Source organism: Xanthomonas axonopodis (assembly GCF_001304695.1).
In the GTDB taxonomy this organism is placed as follows: Bacteria; Pseudomonadota; Gammaproteobacteria; order Xanthomonadales; family Xanthomonadaceae; genus Xanthomonas; species Xanthomonas axonopodis.
The window spans coordinates 1-14845 of sequence record NZ_JFAQ01000132.1 but is presented as its reverse complement, the minus strand read 5'-3'; the positions used below and the strand labels follow the sequence as shown (position 1 = coordinate 14845).

The 14845-nt window shown below is 64.4% G+C and carries 15 protein-coding genes and 2 tRNA genes; 10 read left to right on the top strand and 7 right to left on the bottom strand.

The features are described from left to right. The first annotated feature begins 81 nt into the window (after positions 1 to 81). From trpD to XAXN_RS12555, 3 genes are all read left to right on the top strand, one after another. Entirely contained in the window at positions 82 to 1119 is a 1038-nt protein-coding gene (gene trpD / locus XAXN_RS12565) for an anthranilate phosphoribosyltransferase (RefSeq protein WP_054319779.1), read from the top strand. 133 nt (positions 1120 to 1252) lie between these two features. After that, complete coding sequence (gene trpC, locus XAXN_RS12560; protein ID WP_054319778.1) at positions 1253 to 2050, top strand: indole-3-glycerol phosphate synthase TrpC; 798 nt, start codon at positions 1253 to 1255, stop codon at positions 2048 to 2050. Further along, positions 2043 to 2759 carry a haloacid dehalogenase-like hydrolase gene (locus XAXN_RS12555; RefSeq protein WP_054319777.1) on the top strand — a complete coding sequence of 239 codons (717 nt, stop codon included), beginning with the start codon at positions 2043 to 2045 and terminating at the stop codon, positions 2757 to 2759. The genes trpC and XAXN_RS12555 overlap by 8 nt, the downstream gene beginning before the upstream one ends. Positions 2760 to 3078: 319 nt before the next feature. On the opposite strand, the gene crp is transcribed toward XAXN_RS12555, so the two are convergent. Then, a complete protein-coding gene (gene crp, locus XAXN_RS12550) occupies positions 3079 to 3771 on the bottom strand; it encodes a cAMP-activated global transcriptional regulator CRP (RefSeq protein ID WP_005914205.1) in 693 nt (230 codons plus the stop codon). A gap of 108 nt (positions 3772 to 3879) precedes the next feature. On the opposite strand from crp, the gene speD reads away from it, so the two are divergent. Beyond that, positions 3880 to 4674, top strand: coding sequence for an adenosylmethionine decarboxylase (gene speD / locus XAXN_RS12545; protein ID WP_007967854.1), 795 nt, complete (start codon positions 3880 to 3882; stop codon positions 4672 to 4674). Positions 4675 to 4840: 166 nt separating this feature from the next. Then, positions 4841 to 5155, top strand: coding sequence for a DMT family transporter (locus XAXN_RS12540; protein ID WP_054319776.1), 315 nt, complete (start codon positions 4841 to 4843; stop codon positions 5153 to 5155). 214 nt (positions 5156 to 5369) lie between these two features. On the opposite strand, the gene coq7 is transcribed toward XAXN_RS12540, so the two are convergent. Then, positions 5370 to 6023, bottom strand: a complete 654-nt coding sequence (gene coq7, locus XAXN_RS12535) for a 2-polyprenyl-3-methyl-6-methoxy-1,4-benzoquinone monooxygenase (protein WP_054319775.1) — start codon at positions 6021 to 6023, stop codon at positions 5370 to 5372. A 182-nt stretch (positions 6024 to 6205) separates the two neighbouring features. Between coq7 and rplM the strand changes: the two genes are divergently transcribed. Next, positions 6206 to 6634, top strand: a complete 429-nt coding sequence (gene rplM, locus XAXN_RS12530) for a 50S ribosomal protein L13 (protein WP_003483082.1) — start codon at positions 6206 to 6208, stop codon at positions 6632 to 6634. Positions 6635 to 6637: 3 nt separating this feature from the next. Continuing rightward, on the top strand, positions 6638 to 7030 hold the full coding sequence (gene rpsI, locus XAXN_RS12525) for a 30S ribosomal protein S9 (protein ID WP_003483085.1): 393 nt from the start codon (positions 6638 to 6640) through the stop codon (positions 7028 to 7030). Between the two features lie 218 nt (positions 7031 to 7248). Here the strand turns inward: rpsI and XAXN_RS12520 are convergent. Continuing rightward, a tRNA-Gln gene (locus tag XAXN_RS12520) sits at positions 7249 to 7323 on the bottom strand. A gap of 52 nt (positions 7324 to 7375) precedes the next feature. After that, positions 7376 to 7452: transfer RNA gene (locus XAXN_RS12515), tRNA-Met, on the bottom strand. A gap of 118 nt (positions 7453 to 7570) precedes the next feature. Between XAXN_RS12515 and XAXN_RS12510 the strand changes: the two genes are divergently transcribed. From XAXN_RS12510 to bfr, 3 genes are all read left to right on the top strand, one after another. After that, positions 7571 to 8188 carry an RNA pyrophosphohydrolase gene (locus XAXN_RS12510; protein WP_054319774.1) on the top strand — a complete coding sequence of 206 codons (618 nt, stop codon included), beginning with the start codon at positions 7571 to 7573 and terminating at the stop codon, positions 8186 to 8188. A gap of 80 nt (positions 8189 to 8268) precedes the next feature. Further along, complete coding sequence (locus tag XAXN_RS12505; protein WP_008575600.1) at positions 8269 to 8478, top strand: (2Fe-2S)-binding protein; 210 nt, start codon at positions 8269 to 8271, stop codon at positions 8476 to 8478. A gap of 334 nt (positions 8479 to 8812) precedes the next feature. Beyond that, positions 8813 to 9283, top strand: coding sequence for a bacterioferritin (bfr, locus tag XAXN_RS12500; protein WP_003483093.1), 471 nt, complete (start codon positions 8813 to 8815; stop codon positions 9281 to 9283). A 613-nt stretch (positions 9284 to 9896) separates the two neighbouring features. Here bfr and XAXN_RS12495 read toward each other — a convergent pair. The 3 genes from XAXN_RS12495 to XAXN_RS12485 are packed head-to-tail and all read right to left on the bottom strand — an operon-like array spanning position 9897 to position 14800. Further along, positions 9897 to 12167 carry an ATP-binding protein gene (locus XAXN_RS12495; protein ID WP_054319773.1) on the bottom strand — a complete coding sequence of 757 codons (2271 nt, stop codon included), beginning with the start codon at positions 12165 to 12167 and terminating at the stop codon, positions 9897 to 9899. Positions 12168 to 12206: 39 nt separating this feature from the next. Next, positions 12207 to 14135, bottom strand: coding sequence for an EAL domain-containing protein (locus XAXN_RS12490; protein ID WP_054319772.1), 1929 nt, complete (start codon positions 14133 to 14135; stop codon positions 12207 to 12209). A 38-nt stretch (positions 14136 to 14173) separates the two neighbouring features. After that, on the bottom strand, positions 14174 to 14800 hold the full coding sequence (locus XAXN_RS12485; protein WP_054319771.1) for a DUF4126 domain-containing protein: 627 nt from the start codon (positions 14798 to 14800) through the stop codon (positions 14174 to 14176). Between the last annotated feature and the right edge of the window lie 45 nt (positions 14801 to 14845).

The following is a 14845-nucleotide window of genomic DNA, read 5'->3' as shown; positions in this document are numbered from 1 at the left end:
GCGCTTGCGCCTTGCTGCACTGATCGCGCGCGCTGCAAGCCGCCTGCGTCTTATCCACCACGTTCTGCCACGGTTGTTTCCATGCCCCTCACTCCGCAAGAAGCCCTGCAACGCACCATCGAACACCGGGAAATCTTCCACGACGAAATGGTCGAGCTGATGCGGCAGATCATGCGCGGCGAGGTCTCCGACATGATGGTTGCGGCCATCCTCACCGGGCTGCGGGTCAAGAAGGAAACCATTGGCGAAATCGCCGGCGCCGCCACGGTGATGCGCGAGTTCTCGCGCCGCGTGGACGTGGCCGATCGCCAGCACATGGTCGACATCGTCGGTACCGGCGGCGACGGTTCGCACACCTTCAACATCTCCACCTGCGCCATGTTCGTCGCCGCAGCCGGCGGTGCCAAGGTGGCCAAGCATGGCAATCGCAGCGTCTCATCCAAATCCGGCAGTGCCGACGCGCTGGAAGCATTGGGTGCGGTGATCGAGCTGCAGCCCGAGCAGGTTGCCAGCGCGTTGGCGCAGACCGGCATCGGCTTCATGTATGCGCCAGTGCATCACCCGGCCATGAAGGTGGTGGCGCCGGTGCGGCGCGAAATGGGGGTACGCACCATCTTCAACATCCTCGGACCACTGACCAATCCGGCCGGCTCGCCGAACATCCTGATGGGTGTGTTCCACCCCGACCTTGTCGGCATCCAGGCGCGCGTCTTGCACGAGCTCGGCGCCGAACGCGCGTTGGTGGTGTGGGGGCGCGACGGCATGGACGAGCTCTCGCTCGGCGCTGGCACGCTGGTTGGCGAATTGCGCGATGGCCAGGTGCGCGAATACGAAGTGCACCCGGAAGATTTCGGCATTGCCATGTCGGCCAGCCGTAACCTCAAGGTGGCCGATGCTGCGCAATCGCACGCGATGCTGCTGCAGGTCTTGGACAACGTGCCTGGCCCCGCGCTGGATATCGTGGCGCTCAACGCCGGTGCTGCGTTGTACGTGGCCGGCGTGGCCCACAGTATTGCCGACGGCGTGCTGCGCGCACGCGCGGTCATCGCCGACGGCTCGGCGCGCGCGCGGGTGGACGCCTATGTCGCCTACACCCGGCAGTTCGCCGTGCAGCCCTGAGCCATGCCGGCAACTGCCATGCAGCGGCCATCACTCGCCGGCATCCTCACAGGCGCGCTGGCATGCTGGCGCGCAGCCGCACTCCGGTGCGGCCGTCTTCACCGATAATGCCCGCCCGCCAGGACCCGATACGATGAGCGACATCCTCAACACCATTCTTGCCCGCAAGGCCGACGAAGTCGCCGAGCGTAGCGCGCGCGTACCGCTGGCCGAGTTGATTGCGCGCAGCGCCGACCTGCCGCTCACGCGCGGATTTGCAGCTGCCATGCAGGCCAGCATCGCCGCCGGCGACCCGGCCGTGATTGCCGAAGTGAAGAAGGCCAGCCCGTCCAAGGGTGTCATCCGGCCCGACTTCCATCCCGCCGATATCGCGGTCAGCTATGAATTCGGCGGCGCGACGTGCCTGTCGGTGCTTACCGATGTGGATTTCTTCCAGGGATCCGATGCCTATCTGCGCCAGGCGCGCGACGCCTGCACGCTGCCGGTGCTGCGCAAGGATTTCACCGTCGACCCGTATCAGGTCTACGAAGCCCGCGTGCTCGGCGCCGACTGCATCCTGTTGATCGTCTCCGCGTTGGAAGACGCCCGACTGGCCGATCTATCGGGCCTGTCCATGCAACTGGGCCTGGACGTGCTGGTGGAAGTGCACGATATCGACGAGCTCGAGCGTGCGGTGCAGGTGCCGGTGCCACTGATCGGCATCAACAACCGCAACCTGCGCACCTTCGAAGTGACGCTGCAGACCACGTTGGACATGCGTGCCGCGGTGCCGCGCGATCGCGTGCTGGTCACCGAGAGCGGCATCGTCACCCAGGCTGATGTGCAACTGATGCGCAGTCACGATGTGAACGCGTTTCTGGTCGGCGAGACCTTCATGCGCGCGGCCGAACCCGGCGAGTCGCTGCGTCAGCTATTCTTCGCGCATGACTGAGTCGTATCCCGTACCGCGCGAAGACGCACCGCTGGTGGTGTTCGACTTCGATCACACCTTGTACGACGGCGATTCCGGCAGTCATCTGTTTGCCTGGCTGATCAAGCGCAACCCGTTGCGCTTGCTGGTTGCGCTGTTGGCCTCGCCAATTCTTGGCCCGATGGTGGCGATGCTGCCAACCCGGCGGCGCGGCGTATCCGGCTATGTGTGGATCGCCACGTTCGGCCTGCACCGCGCGCGCGAGTTCAACCGTTTCATCGACGCATACGTGCTCAAGCATGAAGCGCAGATCCGCCAGCTCCTGCTCCCGCATGCCTTGAAGGTCTTCACCCAACACCGAGCTGCCGGCGACCGTGTGGTGGTCGCCACCGGCGCACCGCCGGAGTTGGCGCGCGCCATTCTCGGTTTTGTGGCCCATCAGGACGTGCCGGTGATCGGCAGCCTGGTCGGCCCGCGCCTGGGCGCGGTCACCGCGCGGCGTCACTGCCATAACGAAGAAAAGATGCGCATGTTGCGCGAACGCGGCTACGCCGATATCGCCATCGCCTACTCGGACAGCACCGCAGATCTGCCGCTCTTGAAGGCCGCGCGTGCGCCGGTGGTGGTCAATCCCAAGGCCAATCGCGAAGCGCTGTTCCGCCAGGTACTGCCGACAGGCACGCCCATCCTCAACTGGGGTTGCCGCGACCGTGGCGGCAAGGCGCTGTAGGCAAGCGCAACATCCAGGCAGCTGGATCGTTTCGTGCTGAGCGAAGCGGTTGCGCAGTCCAGCTTGCGATTTCGAATCTGGGCATCGATTTGCACGGGCAAACCGATGCGATCTGTAGCGCAACCAATTTTCAGGATCGTGACGCAGTCGCGATGCAGAGCGTGCGGTTCGACAGCCCGAAGACTCTCTTATAAGAGGTATCGCGCAGAAGTGTCGCTGCAGGGAGCTAAAAGTGCCGTTGTCGGCACCTCGCAATCGAATCACTTGGTGCCGAACCCGGCATGCAGCCAGTGCACAAGGCACTGGCTGCACAGCGCCGTCAGCGGGTGCCGTACAGCACGACGGTCTTGCCGCGTGCGTGCAGCAGGCCGTCGGCCTGCAGCTTCTTGAGCACGCGGCCAGCCATTTCGCGCGAACACCCCACCAGGCGTGCCAGCTCCTGGCGCGAGACACGCAGCTGGGTGCCCTGCGGGTGGCTCATCGCCTCCGGCTCTTTGGCCAGGTCGTGCAGCGTGCGCACGATGCGGTCGGTCACGTCGAGGAAGGCCAGGCGGCTGGCTTTCCTTGTAGTGTCGAGCAGCCGTTTTGAAAGCTGAACACCGATCGCATACAGGATCTTCGGCGCATCCGGCGACAGGCTGGTCTGGAACAGCTGCTGCAGCCGCTCGTAGCTGATCTCGGCAAGCTCGCACTGGGTGCGGGTGCGCAGGATCACCTCACGGGTATCGGATTCGATGAACAACCCCATCTCACCGACAAATTCCCCGCTACCGAAGTAGCCCAGCACCAACTCACGGTCGTCATCTTCCTCGGCGATGATGCTCACCGAGCCGCTGATCACGTAGTAGAGGGTGCCGGCCGGGTCTCCTGGCCGGAACACATCAGTCCGGGTCGGATAGCGCCGTCGGTGGCTGTGCGCCAGGAAACGCTCGATGGTGCCCGCGTCCAGCGCCAGGGAAGGGGTAGCGTTACGTACCGTCGTAGTGACAACCGTCGTATTTCCTGGGCTCATGGTAGTTCCGCGTGTGATTCCTGAAGCTTAACGGCATGAGTCATGTCGTTGCTGGGATCTTTGGCTCATAATTGACTCATTTCCCGCTTCCCATAAGGACAGACCGACGTGGTCAAGCCGTTGCCTCGTCTGAGGCTACAGGGGTTCAACAACCTCACCAAGGCGTTGAGCTTCAACATCTACGACGTCTGTTATGCGCGTACCGAAGAGGAGCGTCAGCGCTACATCGAGTATATCGATGAGCAATACGACGCGGATCGTCTGACGCAGATCCTGACCGATGTGGCCGAGATCATAGGCGCCAACATCCTCAATATCGCACGTCAGGACTACGATCCGCAGGGTGCATCGGTGACGATCCTGATCTCCGAAGAACCGGTGATCGACAAGAAGCAGGCCGGCAAGGAGTTGATCTCCGATGCCGTGGTTGCTCATATGGATAAGAGTCATATCACTGTCCATACATATCCGGAAACGCATCCGCAGGAAGGCATCGCCACGTTCCGCGCCGACATCGACGTCGCGACCTGTGGCGTGATTTCGCCGTTGAAGGCGCTCAACTACCTGATCGAGAGTCTGGAATCGGACATCGTGATCATGGATTACCGCGTGCGCGGCTTCACGCGCGATGTGAAGGGCAAGAAGCATTACATCGACCACAAGATCAACTCGATCCAGCAATTTCTCGCCAAGAACGTGAAGTCGCGCTACGAAATGTTCGACGTCAACGTCTACCAGGAAAATATCTTCCACACGAAGATGCACCTGAAGGACTTCGATTTGGATCAGTACCTGTTCGAAGAGCGCGCCAAGAACCTCTCGTTCAAGGAGCGCATGAAGATCGAAACGCTGCTCAAGCGCGAAATCGAAGAACTGTTTCACGGGCGCAACCTGAGCGAATAAGCGCAGGAGCATCCTGTTGCGTGCTTGTTCGCAAGCGCGCAAACGCCACAAGGCGGGACGGCCCGCCACGCGACGACCTCGCGTTCCACAGCCGACGGCGGCCCAGTGTGCAAACACTGGGCCGCTTTTTTTTTTTTTGTCCGTTTTTTCTGTGAGGAGTACTGCAATGCCCTGGATCTATCTGTTGCTGGCCGGCCTGTTCGAGATCGGCTTTGCCATGGGACTGAAATACAGCGACGGCTTCACTCGCCTGTGGCCGACCGTGCTGACCATCGGCCTTGCCGGCATCAGCCTGTGGTTTCTGACGCAGGCGCTGAAGACCATTCCGGTCGGCACCGGCTATGCCATCTGGACCGGTATTGGCGCCTTGGGCGTGACCATTGCCGGTATCGCTCTATTTGGCGATAGCGCCTCTTGGTCGCGATTGGCGTGCATCGGTCTGGTCGTGGCCGGCGTGATCGGGCTGAGGCTGGTCGGGTAGTCGGTCCCGCTTCACGCACCTGCCCCCAAAGTTTGCTGCGCAAACCGGGCTCCGGCTTGGAGGCTGCCTATCCCCACGCCTTTGCTCCAGATGTCGTGCAGGGGAGGCAATTGCTCGCTGTGTCGGGCGTACGGGGTGCGGTTAGATTCTGTCGCCTGTCGCCTGTCGCCTGTCGCCGATTCCCAATTCCCAATTCCCAATTCCCAATTCCCAGCTAGAGGCGGTAGGCCACCGTCTTCATCAGCTTGGAGGCCAGGGCCATCGCACTGGGGATCGGAGCCGGGAGCGGGCGGGCGCCGGCCTGCTCGGCCTGGTCGGCGTGGCGGGCCTCGTCGATCTTCATCACGCGCAGGATGGCGCGGCTGCGCTGGTCGCCCTGGGGCAGGGTTTCCAGGTGCTCGTCCAGGTGGGCTTCCACCTGGCGTTCGGTCTCGACCACGAATCCCAGGCTCCAGTCGTCGCCGCGCAGCCCGGCCAGCGCGCCGAGCGCGTAGCTGCCGGCGTACCACACGGGGTTGAACAGGCTGGGGCGGCTGTCCAGCTCGTGCAGGCGGTCGGCGCACCAGGCCAGATGGTCTGTCTCCTCCTGGGCAGCTTCAAGCAGGTGGTGCTGGGTGTGCGCGTCGCGGGCGACGGCGGCCTGGCCGAAATACAGGCCCTGCGCGCATACCTCGCCAACATGGTTGATGCGCATCAGGCCGGCGGCATGGCGACGCTGCTCCGGGTCCAGGACGACATCGGGTATGTCGGCAGCGGGATTGGGGCGCTCGGCCGGCGGATTGCCGAAGACGGTGTCCAGCGCGCGCTGGGCTTCGACCAGCAGCCGGTCGAGCGGACTATGCAGGCGGCTGGGGGAGATCTGGGTCATACGGCGATTCTGGCCCCGCTCCGTCGTGCTGCCAACCGCCATGGCGCAGTTGTCGCTGCAACTTGCGCGGCCGCCGGGCGGCCCGTACAATCCGGCCTCTTATGTTTCACCTTCACAACGCGTGGCAAAGTTCCAGTGGTCATCGGCCGCTGCAATCCGCCCGACCACTCAAGAGTTTTCTCATGACTACGTTCACCGCCAAGTCCGAGACCGTCCAGCGCGACTGGTATCTCGTTGACGCCGCCGGCAAGACGCTCGGCCGTCTGTCCACCGAACTGGCCCGCCGCCTGCGCGGCAAGCACAAGCCGGTTTATACCCCTCACGTCGATACCGGCGATTACCTTGTGGTGATCAATGCCGAGAAGATCGTCGTCACGGGCAACAAGCTGAAAGACAAGAAGTATCACCGCTTCACCGGCTACATCGGTAACTTGAAGACCGAGAGCCTGGAGCAGGCGCTGCAGCGCCACCCGGAGCGCGTGATCGAAATCGCCGTCAAGGGCATGTTGCCGAAGGGCCCATTGGGTCGCACCATGTACCGCAAGCTCAAGGTCTATTCGGGTGCCGAGCATCCGCACGCCGCCCAGCAGCCGCAAGTTCTGGATATCTAACTCATGGCTATCACGCAAAACTACGGCACTGGCCGCCGCAAGTCCTCCACCGCTCGCGTGTTTCTGCGCAAGGGCACCGGCAACATCACTGTCAACGACCGTCCGCTGGACGAATTCTTTGGTCGTGAGACTGCGCGCATGATCGTGCGCCAGCCCCTGGAACTGACCAAGAACACCGAAAGCTTCGACATCATGGTCACCGCTTCGGGCGGCGGCACCACCGGCCAGGCCGGTGCGATCCGTCTGGGCATTGCCCGTGCGTTGGTCGAGTACGACGAAACCCTGAAGTCCGAGCTGCGCAAGGCTGGCTTCATGACCCGCGACGCTCGCGAAGTCGAGCGCAAGAAGGTCGGTCTGCACAAGGCCCGTCGCGCCACCCAGTTCTCCAAGCGCTGATCCATCGCGTTTGGCGCGTCCCGGTTCGCCGGGATGCCTGCTTCAAAAGCCCGGCCATGCCGGGCTTTTGTCGTTTTGGGTCTGTGCCCTGTACGAGCGCGTGGCCAAGATCGCCCTGGGGACTGAGTGCGATGCGCATGAACGCGGGTGCGCGACCCGTCGCCGCCGGCCGCCGGGCAACAAAAAAGGCCCGATCTTTCGATCGGACCTTTCGTGTTTGGCTGCCCCGGATGGATTCGAACCACCGAATGCCTGAGTCAGAGTCAGGTGCCTTACCGCTTGGCGACGGGGCAATAATACGTGTTGGTCCAAGATTATTGCATGCCGGTGAGGGCGTGAATACCTTGGTGGCTATGGGTGGACTCGAACCACCGACCCCAGCATTATGAGTGCTGTGCTCTAACCGGCTGAGCTACATAGCCTAGGTAGCCGATAATTCTCACGATGCGCCGTGCGGTTGTCAAGCATTTGGTTTTCAGCTTGTGAGCCGGGCGTCGCCGTGGCAGAGTCGGTGACAGTAGATTTTCAGGAGTCCGCATCGTGATCGATCCGGACGGTTTCCGGCCAAACGTCGGCATTGTGCTGATGCGGCAGGACGGTCAGGTGTTCTGGGCACGACGTGTGCGCAGGGACGGCTGGCAGTTCCCGCAGGGTGGCATGAATACCGATGAGACGCCCGTTGAAGCCATGTACCGCGAGTTGCGCGAAGAAACCGGGTTGTTGCCCGAGCATGTGGAATTGCTCGGCGCCACGCCTGGCTGGCTGCGCTATCGGCTGCCCAGCAGGGCAGTGCGCCGCAACGAGCGGCAGGTGTGTTTTGGGCAGAAGCAGGTCTGGTTCCTGCTGCAGTTCACCGGCGACGAATCGCATCTGAAGCTCGACCATACCGACACCCCGGAGTTCGACCATTGGCGCTGGGTGGATTTCTGGTATCCGGTCGAGCACGTGGTGATGTTCAAGCGCGGCGTCTATGCGCGCGCGCTGCGTCATCTGGCGCCGCTTGCGCAAAGCCTGGCCGGCCCGGCGGCAGTCGGTGCGATGCCCGAACGTGCGCTGGAGGCGTGGTTGCCGGGTAGTAGTGCGGCTGGGCACGACAGCCCACGCAAGCGGCCACGCAAGCGAAACGGGGCTCGCGCGATGCGGATTAATAATGATTAACGGATGGAATTGACACCTATTCTCGTTTGCTGTGCAATCAGTCCCGGTCCTTTCCGGATCGTCAACACCCGACCGATACTGTGTACGTCTGCATCTGTAATGGGGTCACCGACCACCAGATCCGCGAAGCGGCCGAGAATGGCTGCGCCAGCCTTGCCGAACTAACCATGCGCACCGGTTGTGGGTCCAATTGCGGCTCGTGCCTGGAGATGGCGGGCGATCTATTGAACCAGGCGCACGCCACGCGCGCACTGCCGCTGCCGCTCTTGGGGCTGGCTAGCGCTGCCTGAGGCAGGGATATTCGGGGCCGAGGTTACCCCCGACGATGGCTGTTTCGAGATTCCCACGCGGTCCCTGATGCCAGCGGCATCTGTCGGCCCGCGCCGCGTTGCCCGTGATATCCCTGCATCGCTGGCGCCAGTGGCAGCGAAGTGGTTGCCCGTCGATGGCCGGCACAAGACTGCGGCCCGTTCCCAGCGATGCGCCCGTGTCGCCTGGCGGCTGAAAGACGTCTGGAACGTTCCTGGCGCGCGGCGCGTCCCGCAACTGATCACGATTCGCGTTCCTTCATGCGTCGCGCCAACGCGCTAGAGTGCGGCCGGCTCACTGTCTCGGAGACATCGCATGAAGGGCGATACCAAGGTCATCGAGTACCTCAACAAGGTGCTCTACAACGAACTCACTGCGATCAACCAGTACTTCCTGCACGCCAAGATGCTGAAGAACTGGGGCCTGAAAGAACTGGCCGAGCATGAGTACAAGGAATCCATCGACGAGATGAAGCATGCGGACAAGCTGTCCGACCGCATTCTGTTTCTTGAAGGGCTGCCCAATTTCCAGGCGTTGGGCAAGCTGCGCATCGGCGAGAACCCGACCGAGATGTTCCGCTGCGACCTGACCCTGGAGCGCGAGGCGGTTGTCGTGCTGCGCGAGGCGGTGGCATACGCGGAGACCGTCAAGGACTACGTGAGCCGCCAGTTGCTGGTGGACATTCTGGAGTCCGAAGAAGAGCACATCGATTGGCTGGAAACCCAGCTGGATCTGGTGGCGCGCATCGGCGAGCCGAATTACCTGCTGACCAAGCTGGACGACTAAACGCGCATTTGGCCGGGGTTGTCTTGTTTGGCCCTGAATCTACGGATGTGCGGTACTGCTGCTGGTCGGTGTTTTCAGCGATTGTTTGCTGATGATTTGCTTCTACAGATTGTGTTGCCGGGTCAGGGTGCGTGGCTTCGCCCATACCCTCGCCCTAACCCCTCTCCCGCAGGAGAGGGGCTCTGGTGTCCTTCTCTGGTGTCCTTCCGGAACCGTAGAGGCTTGAGCGTCCTTTTGTGAGAGGGCGTTGAGCATCAGAGCGATTCGAGCCTCGCGTTAACGACGACAGATGCTCGGTAAAGAGATGGCAGATGGTCGGCACGTAGCTGTCGGCGCCTGCCCGATGATGATTGCGCTCGACGACTCTCCAATCCTTGATCACGCCTGTTCTCGATGATTCTCCAATCATGTTGGCGGCGGCCTGCAGGCGCGCCAGCGGCCCGGCAGAGCGACCACGCGCCGCGCTGGATGCGGCGATGCTCCGGGCGCGCTCAGCGAGCTGTCAGGATAGCCGTGACCGCGTAGCGTTCGTGGTCGGGATGGCATGCCCAAGGCAGTTCGAAGCGGGAGACGGCGCCGGGCTTCTGCTGCTGCTTCGACAGCACTGATGCGATTACGGATGTGTCGTGCTGGCGGCGGCTTGCAGGCGGGCGACCTGGCCTAGCAAGGCCAGGCGGGCGCGGGCGTATTCGGCGATGACCAGGGCGACCATGACCGAGGGGCGTTCGATGGTGCCGGTGCGGGCGGCCAGTTCGATGCGTCGGGCCGCGTTGGACACTGCTTGCGCACCGACGTTGGCGCTGGAGGACTTGAGGGTGTGGGCAAGGTCCCGCAGCTGCATGCTGTCGCGGTTGGCGGCGGCCGCTTCCAGTTGTTCGATGATCAGCGGTGCGTCTTCCAGGAACAACTGCAGGATGGTGATGGTGTCGGCGCCGGCCACTTCGTAGAGCTCGTCGATCACGCCGTTGTCCAGGATCGGCAATGCGCGCGCCTGCGCAGCGGCGCTGGCGCTTTCCGGATCATGGGGCGCCTGGCCCGCGCTGCTCGGGCCAGGCTGCAGCGCCTGACGCGGCAGCCAGCGTTGCAGGCAGGCGTCGAGCTGTTCGCGTGCGACCGGCTTGGACAGATAGTCGTCCATGCCGGCGGCCAGGCAACGTTCGCGGTCGCCGGCCATGGCATTGGCGGTCATGGCCACGATCGGCACCGGGCGGCCGCCGCTTTCGGTTTCCATGGCGCGCCAGCGCCGAGTGGCGGCATAGCCGTCCAGCACCGGCATCTGGCAATCCATGAAGACCATGTCGTAGCGGGTGGATTCCATGCGGGCCAGTGCGGCTTCGCCGTCGGTGGCGGTGTCGGCCTCGAAGCCAAGCACGGCCAGCAGCTTCTGTGCGACCAGCAAATTCACCGGGTTGTCTTCGACCAGCAGGATGCGCACCTCGGGCGCATTGGCCATCGGGGGCGGCAACGGCTCGGGGATCATTGCCGCCGCCAGCGTGGTGACGTGGGCGGGCTTGGGTTCGGGCGGCAGCACCAGAGCGCGCAGGGTTTCTTCCGGGCTCTGGCGCGGCACCAGGGTGGCGTGATCCTGCAGTTCGGCCGATATCGGTTCTTCGCCGTATAGCCAGATCAGCCGCCCGCTGTTGGTATTTTCCGGGCGGGCAAGCGCGCGGTGCACGGCGCGTGCGCTGTAGCGCAGCGTGTCGTGGTCGGCGATGACGCAGCGGAAGCCTTCGCTGTCGCTGTGCCGGCGCACGCGTTCGAGCGCTTCCTGGGTGGTTTCCATGAGCACGTGCGACACGCCCCAGCTGTCGAGCAGGCGCTTGAGGCGTTGTGACAGGCGCGCATCGGAGCTGATCACCATCACGCGCGCGGCGTCGGCGCCGGTGGCCTGCTGGAGGTCGCCGATGACCTTGAGCAGCGGGATTTCGAACCAGAAGGTGGAGCCGCGCCCGGGTTCGGATTCCACCCCGATGCGGCCGCCCATCAGGTCGATGATGCGTTTGCAGATCGCCAGACCCAAGCCGGTGCCGCCGTACAGCCGCGTGGTGGAGGCGTCGGCTTGTGAGAAGGAGCGGAACAGGCGTGCCTGCTGGTCCGGGGCAATGCCGATCCCGGTGTCGCGCACCTGGAAGCGCAGCAGATGCTGGGCGCGCGTTTCGCCCAGGCGGCGCAGCTGGATATCGACGCTACCGCGTTCGGTGAACTTGATGGCGTTGCCGATCAGATTGCCCAGCACCTGGCGCAGGCGGATCGGGTCGCCGCGCACCAGCAGCCGCACCGACGGTTCGATATCCAGGCTCAGGCGCAGCTGGCGGCCTTCGGCGGTGCGCTGCAGCAGCTGCATGACGCCGTCGAGCAGTTCGCGCAGATTGAAGGTGGTAATTTCCAGTTCGAGCTTGTTGGCCTCGAGCTTGGAGTAATCGAGGATGTCGTCGACGATGCGCAGCAGCTGCAGCGAGCTGCCGGTGGCGGTCTGCAACATGTCGCGCTGATCAAGGCTGAGCTGGCCGCTGGAGATCAGCTCCAGCATCGGAATGATGCCGTTGAGCGGGGTGCGGATCTCGTGGCTCATGGTGGCCAGAAATTCGCCCTTGGCCAGGGTGGCGGCCTCGGCTGCCTGCTTGGCGCGCAACAGTTCCTGTTCGAGTTCGCCGTGGCGCCGCAATTCCTGTTGCAAGCGTTCGCGGGCCAGGTCGGCCTCTTCCAGGCGCTGTGCCAACGCATGCTGCGCCTGGGCGGCCCGGTGGGCGGCAAGCGCGGCGCACAGCCCGCAGACCACCGCCAGCACTGCCGACACCGCGCTGACGGCGCGCCAGGGGCCTTGCAGCGCAGACCACTGCAAGCCTGCGCCGAGTGCAGCCGCCAGCGCCGCCAGCACTGCCAAGATGCTCCAGGCACGGAGACCTGCTGCCCGCTGTCTCACTCAGAGCACCGCGCTCGTGAAGTCGAAGTCCAGTTCCTTGCCGACGGTCTGCACCAGGTTGCCCTGGATGAAATCCACGCCGCTCATCCACATCGCTGCAGCTGCCTGCGGATCTTCGATGCGCTGGCCGATGATCAGCAAGCCGCGCTGGTGGGCGATGTCGATGACGCCACGCAGTTCGTCGCGCACCGCCGTGTTGCCGTGCGCATCGGCGAAGCGGTTGGCCATGCGCACGAAGCTCAGCGGCAACTGGGCCAGCAGTGCATTGGCTTCGTCGCCGGGCTCGAACTGGCTGAGGCAGAACTGCACGCCGGCCGGCATCAACTTGGCGCAGAACTGCTGCACGGTGACGGCATGGATCAATGCATCGTCCAGGCGCAGATCCACGATCAGCGATTGGCCGGCCACGCCACGTTCGACCAGTGCCTTGAGCAGCCAGTCGGCAAACGCGTCGCGCGCCAGCGTGCGCGGCGATTGCGACACGAACAGGCGCAGCGGCGGGCTGGCGTGCTGGTACAGGTGCAGCAGGCCCAGCGCGTGATCCATGACCTGCTGGTCAAGATCGGCGATGCGCCCGGCCGCTTCAGCAGCAGGAATGACCTGGCCTGCCGACAGCAGGGTGCCATCGGCCTGGCGCAGCCGCAGCAGCACCTGGTACTGCGCGGTGTCGCCGCCGGCCACGGCCACGATCGGTTGATAGGCCAGTTCCAGCTGGCCTTCGACCAGCCGCAGTTGTTCCTGTTGTTCGGCCTGGCTGGGCGCCAGATAGGTCTGTACGCCGTCGCTGCGCAGGCGTGCCTGCAGCGCGGTGCGTTCGACTGCTTCCAGCGCGCTGCCGGTGTCATCGAAGCCCAGGCCCAGCGGTGCGACGCCGATGGCGCAGCGCACATGCACGGATTCTTCTTCGCGCACCGGGAAGGCGTTGGCGGACAGCCGCTGGCGGATCTCCAGCGCCTGCTGTTCCAGGCTGGCTTCGGGCATGTCCACGGCCAGCAGCAGGAAGCTGTTGTCGTTCAAGCGCGCCAGCGGGTAGGGCTGGGCGGCGCTGGCCAGGCGGTGCCCGGCCTGGGTCATCAGGCGCTCGTAGGCGGCATAGCCGTAACGCTCGCGCAGGCCGAGCGCGCTGGCGATCTCGATGAAGAATAGGCCGCCGGACTGCTTGCGCTCCAGCGCGTCGGCGAGCAGGTCCATCACGTGGCCGCGGGTGGGCAGGCCGGTTTCCGGATTGCTGTGCACGCTGACCTGTTCGCCGGCTTGCTGCAGCGCCTGTTGGCGTGCGCGGCGGATGCGGTTGGACACCGCAGCGATCAGATGGCGGGGGCGGATCGGCTTGGTGAGGAAGTCGTCGGCGCCGCTGTCGAGCACTTCGAACTGGCGCTCCGGGTCCGGGTCGCCGGTCAGGAACACGATCGGCAGCAACTGCTGACCGAGTTGCTGGCGGATCAGCGTGGTCAACCGGATGCCGTCCAGCTCGGGCATGTGCAGATCCATCAGGATCAGATCCGGGTGATAGTCCTGGATCGCCTGCGGCACGCTGGCGGCAGTCATTTCGACCTGCGCATGCATCCCGGCGCCGTGCAGCACGCTCTGCGCGAACAAGGCCTGCGAGCGGTCGTCTTCAACGATGAGGACGCGGTACGGCGCATCGGCGGCGACAGTGTCCTCGCCCTCGTGCAGTGCAATTTGCGCTGCCGATGCGGGTAATGCCGTGTGCGCCGATGCTGCGGCAACCCGTGCGTTGCCGTTGGCCGCCGACGCACGCGCAGGGATGATCGCCGCGCTCACCGGCGCAGCGGTGTCGGCCGTCGCCGCACCCTCGTCGGCCCAGCGACGCCAGTGGTCCGCCGGCGGGGTCTCGGCGCGAAGTGGACGATTACGCGTGGCGGTGTCGTCACGTGTGGTGGAAGAAACCGGATCTCGGGCGGCCATCGATACTCCCTACAGTCGCTGTGATTATGCGATGAAATTCACGGTAGCGGGAAGCTGCGTGCAGTTGGCGTGGCGGCCGGGCGCATCGGCGCGACTAGCCGACGCATGCCCCGCCACAGCAGGCGCCACACCCACCACACCATCAGCGTTGCCAGCAGGCTGGAACCCACCGCAACACTCAGTGCCAGCCATGGGTGCGCCAGCGCCAGGGCCAACGCAGTGGTGGCGATGGTGTCTTCGGCCAGCGAGGCGACCCAATTGCTGGCCGGTTCGGGCGAGGTGTTGAGCAGTGCGCGGGTGCCGGCCTTGAGCGTGTGGCTGGTCAGCGCCACGCCGGCACCGGCCGCCAGAGCGCCCGCACCCAGGTTGCCGTCGGGCGAGAGCGTTGCCGCGGCCAGGAAGGCGCCGGCTGGCACGCGCGCCAGCGTCTGCAGCAGGTCCCAGCCCGAATCCACGCCCGGAATCTTGTCGGCGAAGAATTCGGCCACTGCCAGCGCGCCGGAAGTGCCCAGGACCCACCACGACTGCGCCGGATGCAGCGCCGGCGGCAAGTCGATCCAGCCCAGCAGGCCAGCCAGGCCGACGCCGAACACGGTGAGATAGACCCGGATGCCGGCCAGCCAGGCCAGAAGGATGCCGATCACGAACAGATGCGTTTCGCTCATGGTGCAGTTCCCTGCAAATAATTGCCTGATTAGCCCCATCGCTCA

Coding starts and splice junctions, on each gene's coding strand:
- trpD (WP_054319779.1), top strand. CDS start 82: ATGCCCCTCACTCCGCAAGAAGCCCTGCAACGCACCATCGAACACCGG.
- trpC (WP_054319778.1), top strand. CDS start 1,253: ATGAGCGACATCCTCAACACCATTCTTGCCCGCAAGGCCGACGAAGTC.
- XAXN_RS12555 (WP_054319777.1), top strand. CDS start 2,043: ATGACTGAGTCGTATCCCGTACCGCGCGAAGACGCACCGCTGGTGGTG.
- crp (WP_005914205.1), bottom strand. CDS start 3,771: ATGAGCCCAGGAAATACGACGGTTGTCACTACGACGGTACGTAACGCT.
- XAXN_RS12540 (WP_054319776.1), top strand. CDS start 4,841: ATGCCCTGGATCTATCTGTTGCTGGCCGGCCTGTTCGAGATCGGCTTT.
- coq7 (WP_054319775.1), bottom strand. CDS start 6,023: ATGACCCAGATCTCCCCCAGCCGCCTGCATAGTCCGCTCGACCGGCTG.
- rplM (WP_003483082.1), top strand. CDS start 6,206: ATGACTACGTTCACCGCCAAGTCCGAGACCGTCCAGCGCGACTGGTAT.
- rpsI (WP_003483085.1), top strand. CDS start 6,638: ATGGCTATCACGCAAAACTACGGCACTGGCCGCCGCAAGTCCTCCACC.
- bfr (WP_003483093.1), top strand. CDS start 8,813: ATGAAGGGCGATACCAAGGTCATCGAGTACCTCAACAAGGTGCTCTAC.
- XAXN_RS12490 (WP_054319772.1), bottom strand. CDS start 14,135: ATGGCCGCCCGAGATCCGGTTTCTTCCACCACACGTGACGACACCGCC.
- XAXN_RS12485 (WP_054319771.1), bottom strand. CDS start 14,800: ATGAGCGAAACGCATCTGTTCGTGATCGGCATCCTTCTGGCCTGGCTG.